Annotated in this window: 22 protein-coding genes, 1 tRNA gene and 1 pseudogene; 8 read left to right on the top strand and 16 right to left on the bottom strand. The window is 68.8% G+C overall.

Features of this window, described 5'->3' with window-relative positions:
• Nucleotides 1–55: 55 nt before the first annotated feature.
• The 9 genes from ACEPPI_RS28105 to ACEPPI_RS28065 all read right to left on the bottom strand — a co-directional run bounded on the left by ACEPPI_RS28105 (nt 56) and on the right by ACEPPI_RS28065 (nt 7980).
• The gene (locus ACEPPI_RS28105; RefSeq protein ID WP_373918062.1) at nt 56–781 is read right to left on the bottom strand and encodes a PaeR7I family type II restriction endonuclease; all 726 of its coding nucleotides are present in this window, start codon (nt 779–781) and stop codon (nt 56–58) included.
• A gap of 12 nt (nt 782–793) precedes the next feature.
• Nucleotides 794–2470 (bottom strand): Eco57I restriction-modification methylase domain-containing protein, encoded by a 1677-nt coding sequence (locus ACEPPI_RS28100; RefSeq protein ID WP_373918061.1) that lies wholly within the window; start codon nt 2468–2470, stop codon nt 794–796.
• 260 nt (nt 2471–2730) lie between these two features.
• A complete protein-coding gene (locus tag ACEPPI_RS28095) occupies nt 2731–3249 on the bottom strand; it encodes an ATP-binding protein (RefSeq protein ID WP_373918060.1) in 519 nt (172 codons plus the stop codon).
• 114 nt (nt 3250–3363) lie between these two features.
• The gene (locus ACEPPI_RS28090) at nt 3364–4101 is read right to left on the bottom strand and encodes a methyltransferase domain-containing protein (RefSeq protein WP_373918059.1); all 738 of its coding nucleotides are present in this window, start codon (nt 4099–4101) and stop codon (nt 3364–3366) included.
• 60 nt (nt 4102–4161) lie between these two features.
• The gene (locus tag ACEPPI_RS28085) at nt 4162–5556 is read right to left on the bottom strand and encodes a hypothetical protein (RefSeq protein ID WP_373918074.1); all 1395 of its coding nucleotides are present in this window, start codon (nt 5554–5556) and stop codon (nt 4162–4164) included.
• A 2-nt stretch (nt 5557–5558) separates the two neighbouring features.
• On the bottom strand, nt 5559–6323 hold the full coding sequence (locus tag ACEPPI_RS28080; protein WP_373918058.1) for a hypothetical protein: 765 nt from the start codon (nt 6321–6323) through the stop codon (nt 5559–5561).
• Between the two features lie 40 nt (nt 6324–6363).
• Nucleotides 6364–6948, bottom strand: coding sequence for a CYTH domain-containing protein (locus ACEPPI_RS28075; RefSeq protein ID WP_373918057.1), 585 nt, complete (start codon nt 6946–6948; stop codon nt 6364–6366).
• 142 nt (nt 6949–7090) lie between these two features.
• On the bottom strand, nt 7091–7390 hold the full coding sequence (locus ACEPPI_RS28070; RefSeq protein ID WP_373918055.1) for a hypothetical protein: 300 nt from the start codon (nt 7388–7390) through the stop codon (nt 7091–7093).
• 80 nt (nt 7391–7470) lie between these two features.
• Nucleotides 7471–7980, bottom strand: coding sequence for a nucleoside-diphosphate kinase (locus tag ACEPPI_RS28065; protein ID WP_373918054.1), 510 nt, complete (start codon nt 7978–7980; stop codon nt 7471–7473).
• Between the two features lie 407 nt (nt 7981–8387).
• Between ACEPPI_RS28065 and ACEPPI_RS28060 the strand changes: the two genes are divergently transcribed.
• The 3 genes from ACEPPI_RS28060 to ACEPPI_RS28050 are packed head-to-tail and all read left to right on the top strand — an operon-like array spanning nt 8388 to nt 9910.
• Nucleotides 8388–9047 carry an NUDIX hydrolase gene (locus ACEPPI_RS28060; protein WP_373918053.1) on the top strand — a complete coding sequence of 220 codons (660 nt, stop codon included), beginning with the start codon at nt 8388–8390 and terminating at the stop codon, nt 9045–9047.
• Nucleotides 9044–9457, top strand: coding sequence for an NUDIX hydrolase (locus ACEPPI_RS28055; protein ID WP_373918052.1), 414 nt, complete (start codon nt 9044–9046; stop codon nt 9455–9457). Before ACEPPI_RS28060 ends, ACEPPI_RS28055 begins: the two co-directional genes overlap by 4 nt.
• A gap of 18 nt (nt 9458–9475) precedes the next feature.
• Nucleotides 9476–9910, top strand: a complete 435-nt coding sequence (locus tag ACEPPI_RS28050; protein WP_373918051.1) for an NUDIX domain-containing protein — start codon at nt 9476–9478, stop codon at nt 9908–9910.
• A gap of 444 nt (nt 9911–10354) precedes the next feature.
• Here ACEPPI_RS28050 and ACEPPI_RS28045 read toward each other — a convergent pair whose 3' ends face one another.
• Nucleotides 10355–11176, bottom strand: coding sequence for a DUF2637 domain-containing protein (locus ACEPPI_RS28045; protein ID WP_373918050.1), 822 nt, complete (start codon nt 11174–11176; stop codon nt 10355–10357).
• A 433-nt stretch (nt 11177–11609) separates the two neighbouring features.
• Nucleotides 11610–12872, bottom strand: a complete 1263-nt coding sequence (locus ACEPPI_RS28040) for a DUF3631 domain-containing protein (RefSeq protein ID WP_373918049.1) — start codon at nt 12870–12872, stop codon at nt 11610–11612.
• 273 nt (nt 12873–13145) lie between these two features.
• Here ACEPPI_RS28040 and ACEPPI_RS28035 point away from each other — a divergent pair, with 273 nt between their 5' ends.
• The 3 genes and pseudogenes from ACEPPI_RS28035 to ACEPPI_RS28025 all read left to right on the top strand — a co-directional run bounded on the left by ACEPPI_RS28035 (nt 13146) and on the right by ACEPPI_RS28025 (nt 15063).
• Nucleotides 13146–13418, top strand: coding sequence for a helix-turn-helix domain-containing protein (locus tag ACEPPI_RS28035; RefSeq protein WP_373918048.1), 273 nt, complete (start codon nt 13146–13148; stop codon nt 13416–13418).
• A 217-nt stretch (nt 13419–13635) separates the two neighbouring features.
• Nucleotides 13636–13854, top strand: coding sequence for an excisionase family DNA-binding protein (locus tag ACEPPI_RS28030; RefSeq protein WP_373918047.1), 219 nt, complete (start codon nt 13636–13638; stop codon nt 13852–13854).
• Nucleotides 13855–15063, top strand: a pseudogene (locus ACEPPI_RS28025) (tyrosine-type recombinase/integrase).
• 125 nt (nt 15064–15188) lie between these two features.
• Here ACEPPI_RS28025 and ACEPPI_RS28020 read toward each other — a convergent pair.
• Nucleotides 15189–15262: transfer RNA gene (locus ACEPPI_RS28020), tRNA-Gly, on the bottom strand.
• Nucleotides 15263–15747: 485 nt separating this feature from the next.
• On the opposite strand from ACEPPI_RS28020, the gene dcd reads away from it, so the two are divergent.
• A complete protein-coding gene (dcd, locus tag ACEPPI_RS28015) occupies nt 15748–16335 on the top strand; it encodes a dCTP deaminase (protein ID WP_373918046.1) in 588 nt (195 codons plus the stop codon).
• The gene (locus tag ACEPPI_RS28010; protein ID WP_030228732.1) at nt 16332–16829 is read left to right on the top strand and encodes a phosphoribosyltransferase; all 498 of its coding nucleotides are present in this window, start codon (nt 16332–16334) and stop codon (nt 16827–16829) included. Before dcd ends, ACEPPI_RS28010 begins: the two co-directional genes overlap by 4 nt.
• A gap of 57 nt (nt 16830–16886) precedes the next feature.
• Here the strand turns inward: ACEPPI_RS28010 and ACEPPI_RS28005 are convergent, their stop codons facing one another.
• The 4 genes from ACEPPI_RS28005 to ACEPPI_RS27990 all read right to left on the bottom strand — a co-directional run bounded on the left by ACEPPI_RS28005 (nt 16887) and on the right by ACEPPI_RS27990 (nt 21819).
• Nucleotides 16887–17822 (bottom strand): Yip1 family protein, encoded by a 936-nt coding sequence (locus tag ACEPPI_RS28005; protein ID WP_373918045.1) that lies wholly within the window; start codon nt 17820–17822, stop codon nt 16887–16889.
• Nucleotides 17823–18123: 301 nt separating this feature from the next.
• Nucleotides 18124–18303, bottom strand: coding sequence for a hypothetical protein (locus ACEPPI_RS28000; RefSeq protein WP_373918044.1), 180 nt, complete (start codon nt 18301–18303; stop codon nt 18124–18126).
• Between the two features lie 55 nt (nt 18304–18358).
• Nucleotides 18359–21133 carry a heterodisulfide reductase-related iron-sulfur binding cluster gene (locus ACEPPI_RS27995; RefSeq protein WP_373918043.1) on the bottom strand — a complete coding sequence of 925 codons (2775 nt, stop codon included), beginning with the start codon at nt 21131–21133 and terminating at the stop codon, nt 18359–18361.
• 110 nt (nt 21134–21243) lie between these two features.
• A complete protein-coding gene (locus ACEPPI_RS27990; protein WP_373918042.1) occupies nt 21244–21819 on the bottom strand; it encodes a sugar transferase in 576 nt (191 codons plus the stop codon).
• Between the last annotated feature and the right edge of the window lie 190 nt (nt 21820–22009).

The following is a 22009-nucleotide window of genomic DNA, read 5'->3' as shown; positions in this document are numbered from 1 at the left end:
CCCCGGTGAGCACCCAGGCCTTGGCTGACTGCGATGCTCACCGTGCCAGATGTAACTAACCCGGGAAGCCCAGGTTCTTCAGGTAGGTAAGGCGAGCGTCTATGGCGGCCGAGAACCGAAGCCAGTTGAGCTTGTCGACAGGCTCGTTGGGCTTGGGGTTCGAGGATGACGACGTGATGTAGCACGCAGCGTTGTAGAGCCGCTCAGACATGAGCCTTTGGCAGAAGACGCCGAAGCGCTCCTGGTAGGACATCCCATGCCAGATCGGCTCTACAGGCAGTGCGCCTTTGGACGGCTTAACCGGCCGACGGGATCCTTCTTCGTCCTGCATGATGAAGAAATATCCGAGCCAGGGCTCCTCGCCCGGGTACAGCTCGGCCAGGGCCGCGTGCCGCAAGTCAATGGCGCTGCCCAGCGCCTCCTCGACTCGGTTGTTGTAGTTGTTCCCGAACGAGGGTCCGCCGAGTGCTTTCAGCTCGAAGGCAGCCACGAGAGTGTCCTTGTGGACGACGACCAGGTCCCACTGCTTCTGGGGCCGGTAGTAGCCAGGCAGTTCAAGGCCCTGCGACTTGGTGACGCGAATGCTCTCAGGCGGGTACCCGGCGTCGAGGAAGAACTTCGACAGGAGGACAGCGATGGGGTCGAAGTGCTTGCCGCCGCGTACGGAGCCTGCCGTGCCGGCGCCCACAGCGGCCTTAATCGCCGACTGCTCGCGCTGTAGGTCCTTGGCGCCCCAGTAAGCGGCTACGGCGTCCTCGAAGTCTTGGCGGGTGACCGTCAAGATCCGCTCCTCCTAGTCAGGCAGCTCGGCGAGGCCGTAGACACGCAGGGCGGCGGTCGTAGCAGCCTCCGCGTCTCGCCTATCGAAGGCATCGGCCAGTGCTACCCGATCGCTCTCGCTGATCGCCGCCGGATCAGGCACACGGATCTTACGCAGGTACTGGGCCTGGAAGCGGAGGGTTCCCCCACGCATCTTGACCGCGTACGCCTCCACGAAAGCCTCCGCGACCTTGGACAGCAGCAGGCCACCGAGTACGCGCATGTCCCAGACGTCCGAGACGATGAAGTACAAGTTGTGGTGAGGGTACAGGCCACCTTCGTCGAGGACCGGATGGATCCTGAGCTTCATGTCCGGAAACAGGAGCTTCTGCCTGCGCGTGAGGCGGTGATCAACCTTGTCGATGGTCTTGTACCAGCGCTCCGGCTGTTTGACCGCGACGTACCGCTTACGCAGGGCTACGCCATGCTCCTTGAAGTATGCAGCGAGTCGCGGAAATGCGCTGAGGTCGACCAGGTCGCCGCTAGCTGTCCAAGGGTTAACCAGGCGCGTGCCGTTCCAGTCGAGCGTGCCGCTTGTGGTGTCGCGGACCATGGCCATGGGCAGCAGCCGGTCCTCTTCGACTAGGTCCGCGTCCTTGGTGAGGAAGACCTTGTCAGCTCCGGTGGCGATGCCGATGCCGACCTTCGTTCCCGTCTGGGTGTCCTCCAGCAGCCGGAAGCGCTCGGTGAGGTCTTCGAGGACAGCGAGTCTTGCGGGTGAGGCCGCCGGCCAGGAGTCTTCGTCAGGGAACCAGTGGGGCATGCGAGCCGCCTGGAACGAGTCCCCAGTGATCGCCCCCGGGGCATCGCTCAGGAACCAGGCAGCAAAGTCTCGTGCCTGCTTGGCACCGAACGACCGCGTGGTGTCCGCGGCTACTGCTTCACCCTGGTCACCGTTCGAGATGAGGGTGATGGCGGGATAGGCCGAAACCTGCTCGTCGAATGCGTCGACATCATGCATGACGAGCGCCAAGTCCATGCTGAATTGCTTGGTCACCAGCTCCCGGAGCCGGCGGCCGTACTGGTTTCGCATCCAGCGGTCAGCGCAGATGAAGCCCAGGCGTCCACCGGGCTTGAGGCTCCGGAGCGCGACCTCGTAGAACCCGACGTAGATGTCGGCCCGACCGCCCATGGTGGAGCAAGCACTGCGGTAGGCCGCCATTCGGTCGTCCGGTACATCTTCGAGTCGGATGTACGGAGGGTTGCCCACGACGTAGTCAGCCGGATGGAACGTGTCCGACTGCAGCAGGTAGTCACCTTGCCCGATCCAGGCTTCTGCTACCTTCCGTGCCTCTTCCGGGGCCTCTCCTGCATCGAGCAGCTCGTTTTCGACCAGCGCACGGCTGTCACGCACGTTGCGGTCCAGAAGATCAAAAGCATGGACGGCGTCGAGCGCGTCCGTGATCGGACGCTTGTGCGCGCGGCAGGAGGCGCTGACCCGCGAGGCGATCGCACTGAGGAAGGCGCCTCCACCGCAAGCCGGCTCCACGATCTTCAGGTCGCAGAGGTCCTTGTCGGCGGTGTAGCCAAGGAGATCGAGGATGAGATCGACCACCCAGCGCCGCGTGAAGACCTCGCCGTGCTCCACCGCCTCCGTCGGAACATCCGGGAGGTCATGCAGGTCGTCGGGGAGCGAGAAAAGAGTGGCCACGGTTACGACAGTACAAGGGTTGGTTTTGCCGGTCGCCTTTGTCCACGAACGGGTGGACCAGGAGATCACTCATCCCCTAGCGGCGTCCCCGACCGCCTTGCGGTGCTCGGCGATGCCTTCTTCGCATCCTCGGATCGCGACGGCCTGGCCGCCCGGGTCGCTGAGGTGCAGGCGTACGCGAACGCCTGCGTCGGCACGCTCGGCAAGTATCCCGGCGACCGGGGGCTGGGCGGCGCGAGGAAGGTGCCGGAGAAGACCAGCTACAAGTCCCGAAGCGCAGTCAGAACCTGCCCCAGTAGGAGTGGGGTCGTATGTCGACCATCAGATGATTCGCTGACACCGTACGAGGGCCGTGCCGGCACCTCGGCCCAGACGAACTTGCCGGGGTGCGGACGACGGGGATGGTAGCCCCAGCGCGTGGCCATGGTGGCGGTGAGCAGGAGGCCGCGGCCGCCGAGGTCACTGTCGCTCGGGCTTTGGGGCGTCGGCGGGCGAGGGTCGTTGTCGCTGACCTGCAGGACGACGCCCGTCGGGGTCGGCCAGAGCCGCAGGAGGATTGTGTCCGGAGCGGACGGTGCGGCGCCTGGTTGCACCAGTGGACGGGCGTGCTCGATCGCGTTGGTGGTGAGCTCCGAGACGAGAAGGCGAGCCACCTCAGTGCCTTCGGCCGGAAAGTCCCAGCGTCGAAGTACGTCGACGGTGTGGCAGCGGGCCCAGTAGGCGGCGCTCGGGATGGCTGCGAGCGAGAGATCGCTGACGAGAGGCAAGGGCTGGCTCATGCGAGTGGCTTCCTCGGCGGCGTGGCCGGGTGGCAAGCGGTGTGCCGTGGGTTCTGGAGGTGGCCCCCGGGCGGCGGGAGGGGTGCCTCCCGGGGGCTCGCCGGCTCTCGTGGGCTACTTCGTCGCGATCACGTAGACGCTGCCCCACTGGCGCTTCGGGTTTGCCATGGCGGAGTCGAACGTCCACGGCTCGACGGTGCTGAAGCCGGCCTCGGTGAAGAGCTGGACGAGCTTCTCGTGGTCGTAGGCCCACAGGTGCTGGGTGTACGCGGGGTCGTCGTCCTGGTCGCGGAAGACGAGGTTGACGAGGTCGAGCTGGGTGTTGATGTCGCCGAGGCAGTTCCGCTTGGCGTACCAGCGCTCGATCATCTCGGCGGAGGTGCCGAGGGAGCCGGGGTAGCGGCTGAGGGCGAAGGCGGCGTCGGGGACGCCCGTGATGATCTGGCCGCCGGGCGCGAGGACGCGGTGGGCCTCGATGGCGTACTGCTTGGCCGAGCGGGGGTAGTCGATGTGCTCCAGGAAGTGCTCGGAGAACAGCGTCTGGGCGGTGTTGTCGTGCAGGGGGATGCCCTCGCGGACGTCCCAGAGAAGGTCGGCCGGCGGGACGGCGTCGATGTTGAAGAAGCCGTCGATCCGGTGGGCGCCGCCGCCGATCTGGACCTTGGCGGGCTTGTGGTCGATCCGGCCGTTCGGCCAGGCGCGCCGGCTCGTGTGGTGGGAGCGGTGGAGTTCGATCTCGCGGGCGGCGGCGCGGAGGCCGCGGGCCAGCCCGTGGGTGGTGGCCGGGTCGTCGAGGAGGGAGGCGATCTGCTCGCCGAGGAGGTCGACCGAGGGCATGCCGGAGGTGCTCATGACAGGGCTCCTGACCATGAAGGGGTCTGGGTGACGTGGTGCTGTGGGTGAGGCGGTGGATTATGCGGCGCTGGGTGCCGGAGCGGTCCACTGCTTGTTGCGCATCAGCGTGTACTTGATGTCCACCAGGCGCGGGGCGATGGTGAGGGAGAGCTCCTCGACCGGGTGGAGGTGGCCGGTGTCGTCCTGCTCGGCGCGCCAGATGCGGTAGGCGAGGTTGGGGTAGGCCGGGTTGATGCCGATCTCGCCCTTGGGCATCGTGCCGTTGAACGGGGCGACGATGTCCATGTGGTTCCAGTAGTTCCAGGCCTGCAGCGCCTTGTACTGGTCGAAGTAGAAGTAGAAGTCGGGGTAGCGGCCGAAGGTACGCAGCTCCCGGTGGATGAGGTGGCCCAGGAGCGGGCCGAGCTGGGTGGCGAGGGCGTCGAACTCCCAGCGGGTGTGGTGCCAGGCTTCGGGGATCTCTCCGGGGCTGAAGAGCCGCGCGGCCACGAGGTGGCTGATGCGCTCGACGAGGTACGTGGCGGCGTACTCGGGGTCGAGGGCGGGATCGACGCGACGGAGGAGCGTGGCCAGCTCCTCGGGCCGGGGGCGGAACTTCGCGAGGTCGAACGTGCCGGACAGGGCCGGGAAGGAGGCGAACAGCAGCTCCTTGTAGAGCCAGTTGTTCAGCTCCCCCAGTTCCGCCAGGCGGCGGGTATGGCGCGAGGTGGAGTGGAGCATCAGGTACTCCGCCACGGCCTCGAAGTAGAGGTAGCCGAGGATCGGCAGGCGGGGGATCGTCTCGTCGAGCTGGTGGAGGAATGCCTTCGGGGCGATGGCTGTGCCTTGGTAGGCCACGGTGGCGGCGGTGGCGAGGAAGGCGGCCGAGTTTTTGACGCGGGCCACGACGGTCTCGCGGAGCTGGTGCCGCTCGTTCTTGCTGAGCAGGTATTCGAGGTGGCTGTAGATCTGCAGATGGATGAGGCCCAGCCGGAGGTAGTCGATGCCGGCCAGCCCCCGGTACGACTCGGGCGGCGTGTCGATCTCGATGATCAGTGGGGTGGGCCGGCGGTCGGTGATGCCGAGCTTGGCCAGGAAGGCCGGCGCCTCCCTGGTCAGGACGTACGAGGCCAGGTTGTGCATGCGGAAGCCCTGCTCGGTGGGGGTGAGCGGCGCGCAGTAGATGCTTCCGACGAGGCAGCCGCCGGAGGGGTAGAGCATGCCCTCCTGGTTGATCTCCTCCAGTGCGTGGGTGACGTGGAGGAGGTGCAGCTTGCCTTCGCCGCTCAGGGCGTCGAAGAGGGAGTTGTGGCGCAGCAGCCGGCCGTTCGGGGTGCCCTCCGCGAGGCGCTGGTCCCATGCGGCGGCCTGGGCCGTGAGCGGGTCGACGGGATCGGCGGGGCTGGGGATCAGGCCGCTGCCGTAGAAGGCGTGGGCATCGGCCCATAGGTGGTAGGCGTCGAGGAAGTCCACGGTCACACCAGCCCTGCTTGAGCCAGCGCGAAGCGGAGGGCCTCGGGGCTGCTGGCCCCTGTCAGGTGGGCCTTCTCGGAGGTGAGGACCAGGTCGAAGGCCAGGCCGCGGTACTGATCGAAGGCCGGCTCGCGGACGTGCCGGGCGTCCGGCCACCAGGTGGCCTTCGGGAGCCGGTACCGGTCGAGGGCGTCGGCGGCCTTCAGGATGTCCGCCAGCGACTCCGCCTTCGAGTGGTCGTGCCAGTCGTCGGCGGTGAAGGCGTCGTACGGGACGTCGTGCAGGCGGACGGCGGTCGCCGCCTGCACGATCCGGCGGGGGGTGGCTGTGAGGCCGAAGTGGCCCCACACGGTGTCTGCGTTGGCGGCGAGCCAGATGGCCGCCCGGGCGCCGTGCCCCTGGTCGTCCTTGTCGTGACGGCGCTGGCAGTCGTGGACGGCCGCGGCCACGACCACCGTGGCGGTGTCGGCGTCGTCGAGCCCGTGGCTGTCGGCGAGTACGGCAGCCAGTGCGGCCGTACGCATGCTGTGACGGACGCCGTGGATCGAGGTGTACAGGCGGGGCGTCGCCATCCAGGCGGCTGGCAGCGCGGACTGGTTCAGCAGACTCCGCGTGGCCGAAGTCAAGGCTGGCTGCGCTGTCTTCGTGAAGTCGGGCCGGTTCTCCTCGATCCACTCGACGGTGGCCTGGTCCATGTACTGGTGGAGCGGCAGCTGCCGACGGGCAGCCTGGTCGATCAGGGTTGCGGTTACTGGGGTCGTGCTCATCTGTGCCCACCCCCTTGGTGGTCTCCGCGGTGACGTGCTCCTACCTGAGGGGCGCGGCCTGCTGCTCGCGCTCCTTCCGCTCCTGCTCCGCGGCCTCGAAGGCAGCGGTGAAATCGGACAGCTCCTGCTCGGTCATCAGCGTGACGCCCAGCTCCGCCGCCACATCCATGATCTTGGCTGTTGCTTCGTCGCGGGCGGCGTCCGAGGCGTCGTCGTCGAGCAGCAGCTCGAACTCGGCGTGGTAGCCCCACGCCTCGCTCCACTTGACCGCGATCTCGACGTCGTCGAAGCGGTAGTTGTGCCGGAAATTGAACGCCTCGTGCATGGCGGCCTCGAAGCCGAGGCTGTTGAACACCTTCACCGCGGCGGACACGTCGGCGGGGGCGATCGCGAGCTCCGTCTCCGCGAATGCGGAGCCCTGGCCGATCTTGCTCCCCTTGAGGGTGATCTTGGCGGTGCCGGCGGCGGTGTTGTCGGTGACCTTCAGCAGCTGGTCGGGCAGCACGTAGAAGTAGATGTGCTTGTCGTCGTTGCCGAGGTCCTCGCCATCCGCCTTCAGGCGGGCGACCAGCTGGTCGTGGGACTCCTTGGGGAAGCGGGCCCGCATCTCGATCTCGATGGCCACGGGGTGGTGTCTCCTCGTTTCAGGCATGGCGAAGCCAGCCGGACCTTGCCGTGGGGGCCCTGTCCGGTTGGCCACGCGCTGTGGAATTGGTGCTCAGGGTGGGTGGTGCGGCTGGGCCGGGCTCAGCCGCACCGCTCGTGTGTCAGCCCAGTTCGCCGAAGCGTGCCTGGACCACACCGGAGTGCAGGTACGTGGGCAGCTGGACGCCACCCACCGACGAACGGCTCGTGGCGACCTGCTCCTCCGTCTCGCTGGGGAAGGCCTCCAGGAGACGCAGGCACTGCTGGACCCACTCACGGGACGCGGGCCAGTTACCCAGATCGCGGTGGCGCACCGCCAAGGCGTAGGCAGTCTCGGTCGCCGCCCAGCGGTCGCTCCCCAGCTCACGCTGGAAGATCGACTCCAGCTCGTCGGTGGAGGCCAGGCGGGTCTGGTTGGTCATGGTGCCCTCTCAGATCAGACGGTCGTACCCCAGTGGTGTTCAACGCGTCGGCGTCCCACCGGTGACGCCGCACTCCACCGTCAGTACGTGTAGATCTCGGCCAGCGTCTTGTAGTCCTGCAGCTCGTCCTTCTCGAACCACAGCTCCACCTCCTGCTTGGCCTCCTCCGCGTTGCCGGAGGCGTGCACGAGGTTCGCGACAGCCTTGCCGGTGGCGGTGCTGGCCGCGGAGCTGTAGTGCGAGAAGTCGCCACGCACGGTGCCGGCCGGGGCCTGGTTCGGGTACGTGCTGCCGACGATCTTGCGGACGGTGGCGACGGCGTCGTAGCCCTCCAGCACCAGGGCGATAACCGGCCCCTGCTGCATGAACGTGGCGAGGACGTTGTAGACCTCCGCCCCCAGCCTTTCTTCAAGGTCGAAGTAGTGGCGACGGGTGAATTCCTCGTCCATCCACTTCATCTTCGTTCCGACGATCTTCAGCGCGGCGTCCTCGAATCGCGTGATGATCCTGCCTGCCAGGCCACGCGCCAGCGCATCGGGCTTCAGCAGAACGAGCGTGCGCTCCACGGTGTGTGCCTGATCCTCGGGCATTGTCTCCCTTTCGCCTTGCTAGCAACCGGAGATGACGGGCGATCAGCCGTCACCTGCTGAGGTTACCGGCGTCGGCGAACCGGCCAGGCCGAGCGTCGGTGCCCGGTGGCCGCCAGGAGCGGATACGGCCTCTGCGGGTACTGGATCAAGGATCCGAATCGAGCCAACTTTCCTGTCCTGCCTATCCGAATCGAGCACGCATCTAAAATCTCCCTGTGGCCGTCCGGCCCCCGTGTACATGTCGACTGGGTCCCGGATCCGGAATTGTGATCAGGTGAATTTCCGCCCCGGTGACTCCGATTCTTCATGGGCGCGCCCTGCACGACCATGAAGCACCAGTGCAGTTGGAGTGCACCTTCAGCGCACGGGTTCCTGCACCGAGAGCTGCGACGACGAAGGGGCGGCGCGTGGAGGTCATCGAACTCTGGAGCGGGCGGTACGCGTGCATGCTCCAGTCCGCGCTCCGGCTCACCAACGAACAGTTCGCCGCTCAGCTCGGCATCGCCGTCCGAACCGTCGCAACCTGGCACTCCGACGCCGCCGTTGTGCCGCGCAAGGAGATGCAGCAGCTCCTCGACTCAGCGCATGAACAGGCGCCGTCGGCGGCCCGCCAGCGGTTCGCCCTCCTGGTCGCGAACGAGCGCAGCGCGGCAGCGCGCAGTCCGGCCGGCGCGCAGGCGCTCCGGGTCGCCATTGCCCTGGTCACCCACGACGACCAGGTCCTGCTGGTGTGCCGGCGGCACGACGACGCGTCCGGGATCACGTGGCAGTTCCCCGCCGGAGTGATCAAGCCCGGAGGCAAGGCCGAGACCACCACAGTGCGGGAAACCCTGGATGAGACGGGCGTTCACTGCGCCGTACGCCAGCACCTGGGCAGTCGCCTCCACCCGGTGACCGGCGTGCTCTGCGAGTACTTCCTGTGCGAGTACCTGGCAGGGGAGGCTGCCAACGCCGACGCCGCGGAGAACGCGGACGTCATGTGGGTTCCGAAAAACTCACTCACTCGGTTCATCCCCGTCGATACGATCTTCCCACCCATCCTGGCCGTCCTGGAGGAGCAGACGTGACGCAGCAGAACGCTGACGAGCGAGCGGGTATCGCCGCGGCCATCGTGGTGCACGAGGGCCGCGTGCTCATGGTGCGGCGACGGGTCAGCGAGGGCCAGCTCTCCTGGCAGTTCCCGGCTGGCGAGGTCGAGTCCGGCGAAGGCCGGGAGGACGCGGCCGTGCGCGAGACCCACGAGGAGACCGGCCTGACCGTGAAAGCGGTGAAGGTGCTCGGTGAGCGTGTCCACCCGGCCACCGGTCGGCTGATGTCGTACACCGCCTGCCAGGTGATCGGCGGCAACGCGCACGTCGCGGATACCGACGAGCTGGCCGAGCTTGCGTGGGTCGCTCACGCCGAGATCCCGCAGTACGTCCCGTACGGCCTGTTCGAGCCCGTGCAACAGCACCTCGACGCGGCCCTGGACCGCTGACGAAGGCCGCAGAGCGCAATGATCGAACGGGTTCGCGCCGTCCTCGTCACCGCTGACGACACGATGCTGGTCATCCGCCGCACCAAGCCCGACATCCCCGAGTACTGGGGCCTCCCCGGCGGCGGCGTCGAGCCTGGCGACGAGTCCCGGGAGGCCGCGCTCCACCGGGAGATCCACGAGGAGATCGCGGGGAAGGCCGACATCGTCCGCCTCCTTCACACGATGGAGTCTGACGAGGAGCGTCAGTTCTTCTACCTCGCCCGCATCAAGACGTGGTCCTTCGAGGACCGCACCGGCCCCGAGTTCAGCGCCGAGGGCCGGGGCGCATACGCGCTGGAGGAGGTCCCGCTGACCGTGGAGGGGCTCGACGGCATCGACCTCAAGCCCGAGGAGATCGTCCACGTCCTGAGGGGTGCCATCAGCGCCAGGACCCTCGCCCCATCCAGTCGCTGAACGACCCAGGCGTTCTTTCGGGGAACACCTGCTGTGGCCCCTGGAGGAACATGGTCGCCGCCAGTGATGGTTGCGGCCTTCGGCTACCGTCCGCTTCGGCGAACGCCTGCGGCGAGCGGTGTGGACTTTTCCGCAGGCTGCGATCCGCCCTCGGTCGCTGCCTGGTGGACCGGTGCCCCCTGGCTCCGGTCCGATCCCGCACCCCAGGGGCGGGATCGGCTAAGACGCGCTTCCCCGCCGGGGAAGAGTGTCTTAGCCGATAACTTGCTCCGCTTGGAACGAGGTGAGCGGTTCCGGCTGCCGTCGGTCGTTGACGACGCGGGTGTGCTGATGTTGCGTCGTGCGAGCCTTCGGCTGTGGGCGGTGCGGCAGGGAGACGACCGCGGACGGGGCGAGCGCTCCGCCCCTTCGGGTGCTCCGTGGGGCGAGGAGCCGGGGTGGGAGTCAGGCCACGTTTGCCTCGGCAGCATCCAGTTCGGCCTGGAGGTCCTTCTTGGCCCTTTCGAGGAGGTCCTTGCCGGCGCCTAGTCCCTTGGCGCGCACTGCCTCTTCCACCCGGCGGCGCGAGACTCTGCCCCCACGGCCCAGCGGAGCGGTGCGCCCGATCTCGACCACCTGCTCGAAGGTGGCCACCAGCTGCCCGGACCGTTCGGCGGTCGGCTTCGAGGGCTCAGCCACTTGCTCGAATTGCGGCTGAGCCACATCTTCGGCCAGCTGCGGTTTGGGCGCGGCGACGGAGCCACGTCCGGGCCGTGCGCGCATGGCCCTGTTAATTGCCGGGGCCGGGGCCGGTGCTTGTGGCTCCGGTGGTGCCGGGCGGCGCTGGACGATCAGGTAGAGATGGACGGCTCCGGCCAGGGCGAGCGGGGCGGTGGCGGAGATGACGCCGACGGTGACGTCGTCCAGTAGGAGACCTGTGTGGCCGGTCTGCTGGTTGAGGCGGACGGCGTGGAGCACGTTCGCCCAGATGCTGGTGGCGGTGGCCAGGCTCACGAGGCCAGCCACGTACAGGCGGGCCCTCAGGTGGGCGGTCCGCAGTACGAGAAGGGCGCCGATCCCGATGGCGATGAACCCGTCGATGACGAGGGGAAAGGCGTAAGTGAGCGCGGGGTGGATGTGGCTGGCGGTGGCCATCTGGCGCAGCGCGTCGTAGGAGAGCGCGAAGGCGGCCAGGGCCATCAGGGCCACTCCGGTGCGGATCGCTTCGGCCAGGGATATCCGGAAGGGCTGGGCGGGGGAGTTGGGGATGGGGTCGTGAGAGGGCAAGTGTGGGGCTCCCGGGGGTTGTGAAGGCGGCCGCCGGCGGGGTGGTGGCCGTGGCGGGGGTGAAGACTCGTCCCACTCGTCCCGTGCCTGGTCAGAGCAGGTACGGGTGGCGTGGTGGTACGGGTGGGACCCGTCCCGTTCATGTGGCCCGCCCTCGTGGTGACCTCGTCTGGGACGGATGTAGGAGGGGCGGGTGGGCCAGCGGGCGCCTTGACGGGTCAGGGGTTTGCGTGCGGGTGCAGGTACGGGTGGACCCGTCCCGCCCTTACGACTCGTCCCGGATCTGACCTGCGCTGATACGAGTGGTACGGGTCGGTGAGGGTCAGGGCCCTGGGCGCGGTTGCGGCATCGGGGCCGGACTGTGGGCGGTGCGTGCGGCGTTGTACGTGTGGATCGGCCAGCCCGTGGGACGGGTGGGACGGGTCGGGGAGGGTCAGGCCCCGGACGGCTCGGGCGGGGCTTCGGGCGGGCAGTACCGGTCCCAGGCGTCCATGAACTGTGCGCGGGTGAAGCCCTTGGCCTGGATCCCCTCGGGGAAGCGGCGCGTGGACGAGCTGATGTCGTAGGGCTTCAGCAGGAGCTGCAGGCGACGTGGGCACACGCCCTGGGTGCCGAGGTCGGCCCACGGTGCTTCCTCGTCGCGGTTGAGCATGGCGAGGATCGTCCTGGTGGGCAGGGCGGCTGGGTTGTCGCAGGCAGCGAAGACGCGGCGGATGTCGACCAGGAGGCGGGTGTGCAGCGAGTTGTCCTGGTCCAGGGCGGCCTCGTGCGCGGTCATCACCCGGCAGGCGGTGCGGGCACGCTCGGGCCAGTCGCCTCCAGCGAGGTCGGCGACGAGGACCAGCGGCTCCCACGTGTCCGCGGCCCGGTCCTCCACCGGCATGGGAACAGGCATCAGCCCGATCGCCTCCTTCCCGCGCGGGCGCAGCCAGGCGGCGAGCCGGTCGCGTACGGCGTGCAGGGCTGGGGTGTCGCGGAAGGCGCGGAACTCGGAGACGGTCTCGCCGTTCCTGCGGCGGCGCATCCGCATGACCACGGACCGGTCCATGATCGTGTCGGGCAGGTCGCCGATGCCGGCGAGGGCGGCCATGGTGAAGGTGTGGAAGCGGACCACCTCGTGGTTCGGCCCGGCGACGCGCAGCGTGTAACGGCTCTTCTGGAAGCCCGCGTTGAGCAGGCCCCGGAGCTCCTCGTTCTTCTCCGCGACCTTCGCCGAGCCGAAGATCGTGTCGACCTCGTCCACCAGGAGGGTCGGCGGATCCGACTCGCCGATCGACCGGAAGATCGCCGCCGCTGAGGCGTTCACAGTGATCAGCGGGTCGTGGACGGTCTCGGTGATGACGTCCAGGAGGCGGGACTTGCCGCACCGCTTCGCCGGGCCTACCACCGCCAGGCGTGGTGCGTGCTGCCAGACCGTCTGCAGGTGGGTGGCCGCCACCCAGAGGGTCACCGCCGTGAGGGCTTCCGCGCTGGGCAGCACCACGTACCGCTCGATCTGCTCGGCCAGGTCGGCCAGCACCTGGTCGCCTTGCGTGCGGGGACCGATGGGGGCGGAGGCGGGAGGAGCGGCTGGAGCCTTCGGCTCGGCTACGTCGGCCTCCGGGACGGCGTGGTGGGCGCCGGGCTGGCCGGGGACGGCCACCGCCGGCCATACAGCCTTCGTCGGGGCGGTGGCGGAGTCGGAGATATTGGGCATCAAGGGGGCGGCTCCTTAGCTGGTGGCCGCGCGGGCGGTCACCTCTCGGAAACTGGGCAGGAAATCCGGCGAGGCCGGGGTGCGTGGACAACACAGCCACACCCCAGGCCCAGAAGTCCAGAGATAGCTCTAACGCTCCTGAAAACTTTTCCGGCCTCATTGCGGTAGGGCCGGAATCCCGGTTGCCGAAATCACCGAAGGTGGCAGCCGCATCGCTCACGGCAGACATGAGAAGGCTTCCCATCGGGTTGTGGCGGAAGTTACAACACACCAATGCCACCGCGATCTCTTGAAATCGGACCCGCCGGACGGTCCGCCGCGCAAGCCATCGAGCGCACCCGCGTCGCCCGAGGCTACTCCCAGCGCCAGCTCGCCGCCCGCGTCCGCGCCCTCGGCCGGCCCATGACCTTCACCGCCCTCTCCCGCATCGAACGCAACGTCCGCCGCTGCGACGTGGACGACCTCGTCGCTATCGCAGCCGCCCTCGGAACACCGCCCCAGACCCTTCTCGGGAACCCGCCGGAGGCCGGAGCGGGCGCAATATAGCCGACGATCCCCGGTTTCCGAAACCGGGGATTCTCCAGACCATTGGTTGCTGTCGGTACACCCGCTGTCCCGTCCCCTGCCACACCCCTGTCCATTTCACGAGAGGGAACTCTTGCGTCGATCGCCGATAACCCCTGTCCGCAAAAACCTCGCCGCCGATGGAGTGGGCGGGAAGAGTCGGAATGCAATTGCCGAAGAATCCGGTGCGGTGAAGGAGGTGAACACGAACGACCGTCTCCTCACGGTCGAGGAAGCCGCGGAGCGTCTCGGTACCGGCGTGCGCTTTATCCGCCGCCTCATCGCCGAGCGGCGCATCCGCTACGTGAAGCTCGGCAAGCACGTCCGCATCGCCGACAGCGTGCTGGCCGCGTACATCGCCGAGCGGACCGTCGAGCCCGTCCGCGGGCGCCGCGCCGGCTACGGGCTGGTGGTCTGAGTGCCGCGTGCCCGCAGACGGGCCCCGCGCCGCAGCTTCGGCGCGATCCGCACCCTCCCCTCGGGCCGCTACCAGGCCCGCTATCCCGGCACGGACGGCTTGCTGCGGCCCGCCCCGCAGACGTACGAGAGCAAGCGGGAAGCGGAGCTGTTCCTCGCCCAGATCCAGGCCGACCAGGCCCGTGGCGACTGGATCGACCCGACCGCTGGCGAGGTGCTGTTCGCCGAGTACGCCCTCCGCTGGATCGACGAGCGGGGCATCGCGGCCACCACCGACGAGCTGTAGCGACGCCTCCTGCGCCTCCACCTGGAGCCGTCCTTCGGGGCGGAGTACGTGAACGCCATCAGCCCCGCCAAGGTCAGGACGTGGCGCGCGGAACGGCTGAAGGCGACCGGAAAGACCACGACGGCCAGGTCCTACCGGCTGCTGAAGGCGATCATGCAGACGGCGGTCGAGGACGAGTTGATCCGGCGCAACCCGTGCTCGATCCGCGGTGCGGGGCGAGAAGACGCCGACGAACGGCCCGTTGCCACCCTCGAACAGGTCTTCGCGCTCGCCGAGGCCATCGGGATCCGCTGGCGGCTGATGGTCCTGCTGGGGGCCTTCGCCTCCATGCGGCCGGAGGAACTGGCCGAGCTGCGACGCGCCGACGTCGATCTCGACGCGGGCTCGGTACGCGTACGCAGGGCCGCCCCGGAGCTGAACACGGGACGCAGGGTGATCGGAGATCCCAAGTCCCGTGCGGGCAAGCGGGAGATCATACTGCCCGGCTTCGTCCTCCTGGACGTCCGCCGGCATCTGGAGTGGTTCGCGCAGGACGGGCCCGAGGGTCTCGTCTTCGTGGGGGAGAAGGGCGCACCCCTGCGAGGTACGTCCTTCGGCCGCAAGTGGCGCAAGGCCCGCGATGCGGTCGGCATGCCGAAGGAGTTCCGCTTCTACGACCTGCGCCACACGGGGAACACCCTCGCCGCCGACACTGGCGCCAAGCTGAAGGACCTCATGGTCCGTGCGGGCCAGTCCTCGGAGCGGGCCCAGCTGATCTATCAGCACTCCACCAAGGAGCACCAGCGCAGGCTCGCCGCCGACATCGACGCCACCGTCCGGCTCCAGCAGGTGCCTGCTGACGGCGGGCGGCCCAGCCCGAATGGGACCGGGCGAATGTTCCTGCCCTCGGCGCCGACATCCGGTCGGACCGCTCGGGCCAGGTGATCCTCACGCGGGGCGCACATCAACCTGACGCCCCGTTAGGGCAGTTATGGCACGCGAATGGCACGCGAGCTTCGATAGGTCTAGACAACAAACAAGCCCCAGGTCTCTGACCTGGGGCTTTGTCGTGGAGCGGATGACGGGAATCGAACCCGCGCTATAAGCTTGGGAAGCTCATGTTCTACCATTAAACTACATCCGCACGGTGGTCCAGTTGCCTGGAGCCTTACCGTTGCACACTGTACCCCATGATCGACCCGCGGTGAATTCCCCCGTGGTGCGGCGGTCCGCGAAGTGGTGCAGCAGGGTTCGTGCGTGCGGGAGTTGGGGCGTAGCGTGAGGGGGCGGAGCGGCGGCTGGAGTGGGTCCCGATCATCCCCTAATGTGGCGATTCATCGCAGTACGGCTCGTTGGGGAAAGGGACTCGATGGAGCACACAGTCGTCCGTTGTGCCGAAGGGCATGTTTTCAGTACCGCCTCGTTCCCGTTGCAGCACCTCGGTGCCGGCCGGATCGGTCCCGGGCGGCTGCTGCGCTGTCCGCGGTGCGCGCGGCTGAGGCACGCGGTGCCCGTGGGCGGCGTCAAGCGCTAGGCGGGCGGGCGGGCCGGCCGGCAGGCCGGGCAAGGCGGGCGCGCGGGCGTCGCTCCGATTGGGGGTGGCCCGCGCGCTCTGCGTATCCTCGGGACGTGCTTCTCTCCGACAAAGACATCCGGGCCGAGATCGACAGCGGACGGGTTCGCATTGACCCGTTCGACGAGTCGATGGTGCAGCCCTCCAGCATCGACGTGCGTCTCGACCGGTTCTTCCGGGTGTTCGAGAACCACCGCTACGCGCACATCGACCCCGCCGTCGAGCAGGCCGACCTGACGCGCATGGTCGAGCCCGAAGGGGACGAGGCCTTCATCCTGCATCCGGGCGAGTTCGTGCTCGCCTCGACGTACGAGGTCATCTCGCTGCCAGAGGACATCGCCTCCAGACTGGAGGGGAAGTCCAGCCTGGGCCGTCTGGGTCTGGTCACGCATTCGACCGCCGGGTTCATCGACCCCGGGTTCTCGGGTCACGTGACCCTGGAGCTGTCGAACCTCGCCACCCTGCCGATCAAGCTCTGGCCGGGCATGAAGATCGGGCAGCTGTGCATGTTCCGCCTCAGCTCGCCCGCGGAGTTCCCGTACGGCAGCGAGCGGTACGGGTCCAGGTACCAGGGGCAGCGCGGCCCGACCGCCTCGCGCTCCTTCCAGAACTTCCACCGCACCCAGGTGAGGCACGAGGCATGAGCGCAGTACGGGAGAACCTGACCTACGAGGGGTTCGGCAACGCCGTTCGCGAGCTGGCGCAGACCATCGCCGACGACGGCTACGAGCCGGACATCATCCTCAGCATCGCCCGCGGCGGAGTGTTCGTGGCCGGCGGTCTGGCGTACGCGCTGGACTGCAAGAACATCCACCTCGTCAACGTGGAGTTCTACACCGGAGTGGGCACGACCCTCGAAATGCCGGTCATGCTGGCGCCGGTGCCCGAGGCGATCGACTTCACCGACAAGAAGGTGCTGATCGCCGACGACGTCGCCGACACCGGCAAGACGCTCAAGCTGGTCCACGACTTCTGCCTCGGCCACGTCGCCGAGGTGCGGTCCGCGGTCATCTACGAGAAGTCGCACTCCCTGGTGAAGTGCGAGTACGTGTGGAAGAAGACCGACGAGTGGATCAACTTCCCGTGGTCGGTCGAGCCGCCCGTGGTCAAGCGCGAGGGCCAGGTCCTCGACGCGTGAACGACGAGAGGGGCCCGGTGCGCAGTGCGCGCCGGGCCCCTCTCGCGTACCCGGGGCTTAGAGGGTCCCGAGCTTGATGATCGACAGCAGGGCGACCAGCTGGATGGCGGAGGCGCCGAGCGCCTTCTGCCACGGCAGGTCGTGCGACTTGCTGATCAGTGAGGTGAAGAGGGCCCCGGCGGCCACCCAGGTGGCCCAGCCGAGGATCTGGACGAGCATGTTGTCGCCGCCCAGGAAGATCGCGAACAGCAGGCGCGGCGCGTCCGTGAGGGACATGACCAGCATCGACAGGCCTACGGTCGGCTGCCACGCGCCGTCGCCGCCCAGCTGGCGGGCCAGGGTGTGGGTGACCCCGCCCAGGATCAGCCCGCAGATGACGAAGGCCACGCCCGTGCTGAGGGCGATCGGGACGGCCTGGGTGAGGGTCGCCTTGATCGCGTCCTCACGGGCCTTGTCGAAGCCGAAGACCGCGAGGAGGCCGTAGAGGAAGGTGACGGTCAGGGCCGGGCCCCAGACGGCGTAGTCGCGCATCTGGAAGAAGGTCGGGCCCGGGCGCAGGACGATGCCGCGCAGCAGTTCCTTCCACGGCAGCCGCGGTCCGGCGGGGGCGGCCGGGGCAACGCCCGCCTGGTAGGTCGCGCCGTTGCCGTACGGGTCCTCGCCGACGGAGAAGGCCTGGGTGTGACCCGGGTCGTTCGCGTACGAGGGCTCGTGCGGAGCCGCGTACTGGCCCTGCGGCGGCTGCTGCGCGTGCTGCGGGCGGCTGCCGTACGGGTCGAAGTACTCGGGCTCGTCGTGGCCCCCTGCGCCGCCCTGCTGCGGCCAGTGCTGCTGCGGGGGCGGGCCGGCGTTCGGGTATGGCTGGTGGCCGTACGGCTGCTGCGGCGCTTGTGGCGCCTGCTGCTGACCGTACGGCTGCTGCCGAGGGGCGTGCGGGGGTTGTTGCGGGGGGCGGTTGTTGTCCCGGCCCCGTCCGATCCTGAATCCAGCCACGTGATCGAAAGTACCTGCTCCGCGCGGCGGCCGTGGCCGGGCCGTCGGAACACGTGGCCTTTGCGGCTGACCTGTGACATCCCCTAGGGGTACCCGGAGTCGGTGGGTTTACATTGCTACGTCGAAGTCTGTGGGGGTTCGTTACGTTGCCTACGGAATGCGCGGATATTGGGCCCGTAGGTTCGTGACCGCCGCCGCCACCGAGTCACGAACGACCACGGAAAGAGCCCCCATCGTGCGCAGCACCCGCCGCACCACCCTCCGTACCGCCGCCGTCTTGGCGCTGCCCGTGGGATCAGCGTCAGGTCGAGAAGCCGAAGCCGGAGCCGGTCGCCCCGAAGCCGGCGGTCGCCGCCACGGAGACGCCGGTCCGGGTCGTCCCGAAGGGCGGCGTGAAGGCCGGTGCGGAGGCATGGCCGAGATGGGCGCGGCCGGGCTGGGCTTCGCGGCGCTGGGGCGCGGGCGCGGTCAGTCCGTACACGGCGACGGCCGGTCCCCCTGGCGGGGGACCGGCCGTTCGCGTGCGGTGCCGGGGCCTACTTGGCGCCCGCGGCCTCGTCCTTGACCTCGTCGTCCTTGGCCTTGGCCTCGGGCTCGGGCTTGGCCTCGTCCTTGGCCTCGGGCTTGGCCTCGTCCTTGGCCTCGTCCTTGGCCTCGTCCTTCGCCTCGGGCCTGGCTTCGGCCCCGTCCTTGGCCGGAGCATCGGCTTCGGTTTCAGGTTCGGCCGGGGCCTCCGCCTTGTCGGCGTCCGCGTCCGCGTCGGCCTTCGTCTCGGCGGCCGGCTCGGCTTCGGCTTCGGCCTTGGCCTCGTCGGCCGGAGCGTCGGCCTTGGCCTCGGCGGCCGGCTCGGCCTCGGGCTCCGCGTCGGCGTCAGCTGCCGTCTTCGCCGCAGCGGCCTCGGCTTCCGCTTCGGCTTCCGCCTTGGCAGCAGCCTCCGCCTCCGCCTTGGCCTTCGCTTCCGCCTCGGCCTTCGCCTTGGCAGCAGCCTCCGCGTCGGCCTTGGCCTTCGCTTCCGCCTCGGCCTTTGCAGCGGCGGCCGCCGCGGCGGCCTCCTCCTCGGCCTGCGCAGCGGCGGCCGCGGCCAGTTCGGCCTCCGTCGGCTCCGGGGCCTTGACCGACTCCAGCAGGAGCTGGGCGACGTCTACGACCTGGACGGATTCCTTGGCCTGGCCGTCGTTCTTCTTGCCGTTGACCGAGTCCGTCAGCATGACCAGGCAGAACGGGCACGCGGTGGAGACGATGTCCGGGTTCAGGGACAGGGCCTCGTCGACGCGCTCGTTGTTGATGCGCTTGCCGATGCGCTCTTCCATCCACATCCGGGCGCCGCCCGCGCCGCAGCAGAAGCCCCGCTCCTTGTGGCGGTGCATCTCCTGCTGGCGCAGCCCCGGCACGGCCGACATGATCTCGCGCGGCGGCGTGTAGACCTTGTTGTGCCGGCCCAGGTAGCAGGGGTCGTGGTACGTGATCAGGCCGTCGACCGGGGTGACCGGCGTGAGGCGGCCCTCGTCGATCAGGTGCTGCAGCAGCTGCGTGTGGTGGATGACCTCGTACTCGCCGCCCAGCTGCGGGTACTCGTTCGCGATGGTGTTGAAGCAGTGCGGGCAGGTCGAGACGATCCGCTTCGCCGACTTCGGCTTCTTCGTCGACGGGTCGTCGTCGTCCTCGCCGAAGGCCATGTTCAGCATGGCCACGTTCTCCTGGCCCAGCTGCTGGAACAGCGGCTCGTTGCCCAGGCGGCGCGGCGAGTCACCGGTGCACTTCTCGTCGCCGCCCATGATCGCGAACTTGACGCCCGCGATGTTCAGCAGCTCCGCGAAGGCCTTCGTGGTCTTCTTGGCCCGGTCCTCCAGCGCGCCCGCGCAGCCGACCCAGTAGAGGTAGTCGAACTCGGAGAGGTCCTCCGCGTCCTTCCCGATGATCGGGACCTCGAAGTCGACCTCCTTCGTCCACTCCACGCGCTGCTTCTTGGCCAGACCCCAGGGGTTGCCCTTCTTCTCCAGGTTCTTGAGCATCGTGCCCGCCTCCGACGGGAACGCGCTCTCGATCATCACCTGGTAGCGGCGCATGTCGACGATGTGGTCGATGTGCTCGATGTCGACGGGGCACTGCTCCACGCACGCACCGCAGGTGGTGCAGGACCACAGCACGTCCGGGTCGATGACGCCGTTCTCCTCGGCGGTGCCGATGAGGGGGCGCTCGGCCTCGGCCAGGGCGGCGGCGGGGACGTCCTTGAGCTGCTCGGGCGTCGCCTTCTCGTTGCCCTCCATGTCCTTGCCGCCGCCGGCCAGCAGGTACGGGGCCTTGGCGTGCGCGTGGTCGCGCAGGGACATGACGAGGAGCTTCGGGGACAGGGGCTTGCCCGTGTTCCAGGCCGGGCACTGCGACTGGCAGCGGCCGCACTCGGTGCAGGTGGAGAAGTCGAGGATGCCCTTCCAGGAGAACTGCTCGACCTGGGAGACGCCGAAGACGTCGTCCTCGCCCGGCTCCTCGAAGTCGATCTCCTTGCCGCCGCTCGTCATCGGCTGGAGCGCGCCGAGCGCGGTGGCGCCGTCGGCGTTGCGCTTGAACCAGATGTTCGGGAAGGCGAGGAAGCGGTGCCAGGCGACACCCATGTTGGTGTTGAGGCCGACCGTGATCGCCCAGCCCATGGTGGTGCCGAGCTTGATCATGGCGGTCAGGTAGATCAGGTTCTGCAGGGCGGCGTAGCTGAGCCCGTTGAACGCGGCGACCAGCGGGTACGAGGCCCAGTACGTGGCTTCATAGTGGTCGACGCCGTGGATGGCGCCTTCCAGGCCGCGCAGGGTCATGATCGCCAGGCCGATGGTGAGGATGACGTACTCGACGAAGTACGCCTGTCCGGCCTTGGAGCCCGCGAAGCGCGACTTGCGGCCCGCCCGGGAGGGCAGGTTCGCGAGCCGGATCCCGATCAGGGTCACGATGCCGAGGGTCGTGAAGAGCGCGATGAACTCGATGTAGAGCTCGTAGGGGAGCCAGCCGCCGATGACCGGCAGCACCCAGTCGGCCTTGAAGAGCTGGCCGTACGCCGTCACGATCGTCAGGCCGAGGGTCAGGAAGCCCACGGCGACGAACCAGTGGGCGACGCCGATGACGCCCCAGCGGTTCATCCTGGTGTGGCCTACGAACTCCTTGGCGAGCGTGATGCTCCGGGCCTTCGGGTCGTCGGTGCGGCTGCCCGAGGGCACCGGCTGGCCGAGCTTTACGAAGCGGTAGATCTGCGCGACGGCTCGGGAGATGAGCGCAACGCCGACCACGGTCAGGACCAGCGACACGATGATCGCGGCGAGTTGCATGGGAGGGCTCCTCGGGCGGGACTTACTAAGCGGTAACTTATTGAGTCAAGGCTTGAGGTTACCCAGTTCCCGCGCCGCAATGTAGGTGGGCGAGCGGTGATCTGTGTCGCTCAGGCATGCCTCTGTCGGTAGGCCGCCCGAGGGGTCTGCGCGAGGATCGCGAGATCCATCCCCAGCCAATGGCTCTCCACATAGTGCCGGTCGAGCAGGGCCATCTCCTCCCAGGGGAGGTCGGAACGTGCGCTGACCTGCCACAATCCGGTCATTCCGGGCCGCACGAAGAGCCGGTCGGGCCGGTTCGCGCGCGCCTCGGGCCGCGGCCCCACCAGCGACATCTCCCCGCGCAGCACGTTGAGCAGCTGCGGCAGCGCGTCCAGGGCGCAGTGGTCCACCAGTTCTCCGGCCCACCCCGAGTCCTCGGTGCGCAGCCGCCAGGTGCGGAACGGCCGCCCGCCGAGGCCGAGGGCCGGGTCCCGTACGAGGACGCCCGCGCGCCGGGTCGCGTAGAGCAGCGCGGCGGCCAGCAGCACCGGGACGGCGCACACCACCAGCAGGGCCAGCGCGCCGGCGAGGTCGAACACCCGCTTGGCCGGGGGCCTGGCCGGCCACGGCCGGCGCGGCCGGAGCGGCAGCCGCGGGCGGGGTCGGGGCCCCGGCCGGGCGGGGAGCGTGAGCAGCGAAGGCATGCCAGCACCGTGCCGGACGGCCGCCGCGGCCCCGGCGCGCCGCGCGGCCGGGCGTGGCGGCTCGAACCCGTTCGGGTGCGGGGCTCCGCCCCCGGGCGCCCCCCCCCCCCCCCCCCCCCCCCCCCCCCCACCCCCGCCCCCCCCCCCCCCCCCCCGCCTGCGCCCCGATTTCCCGGGGGGGCCGGGGGTT

This window comes from Streptomyces sp. AB3(2024) (genome assembly GCF_041862025.1).
Taxonomy (GTDB): Bacteria; Actinomycetota; Actinomycetes; order Streptomycetales; family Streptomycetaceae; genus Streptomyces.
This window is presented reverse-complemented; position numbering and strand designations above follow the sequence as displayed.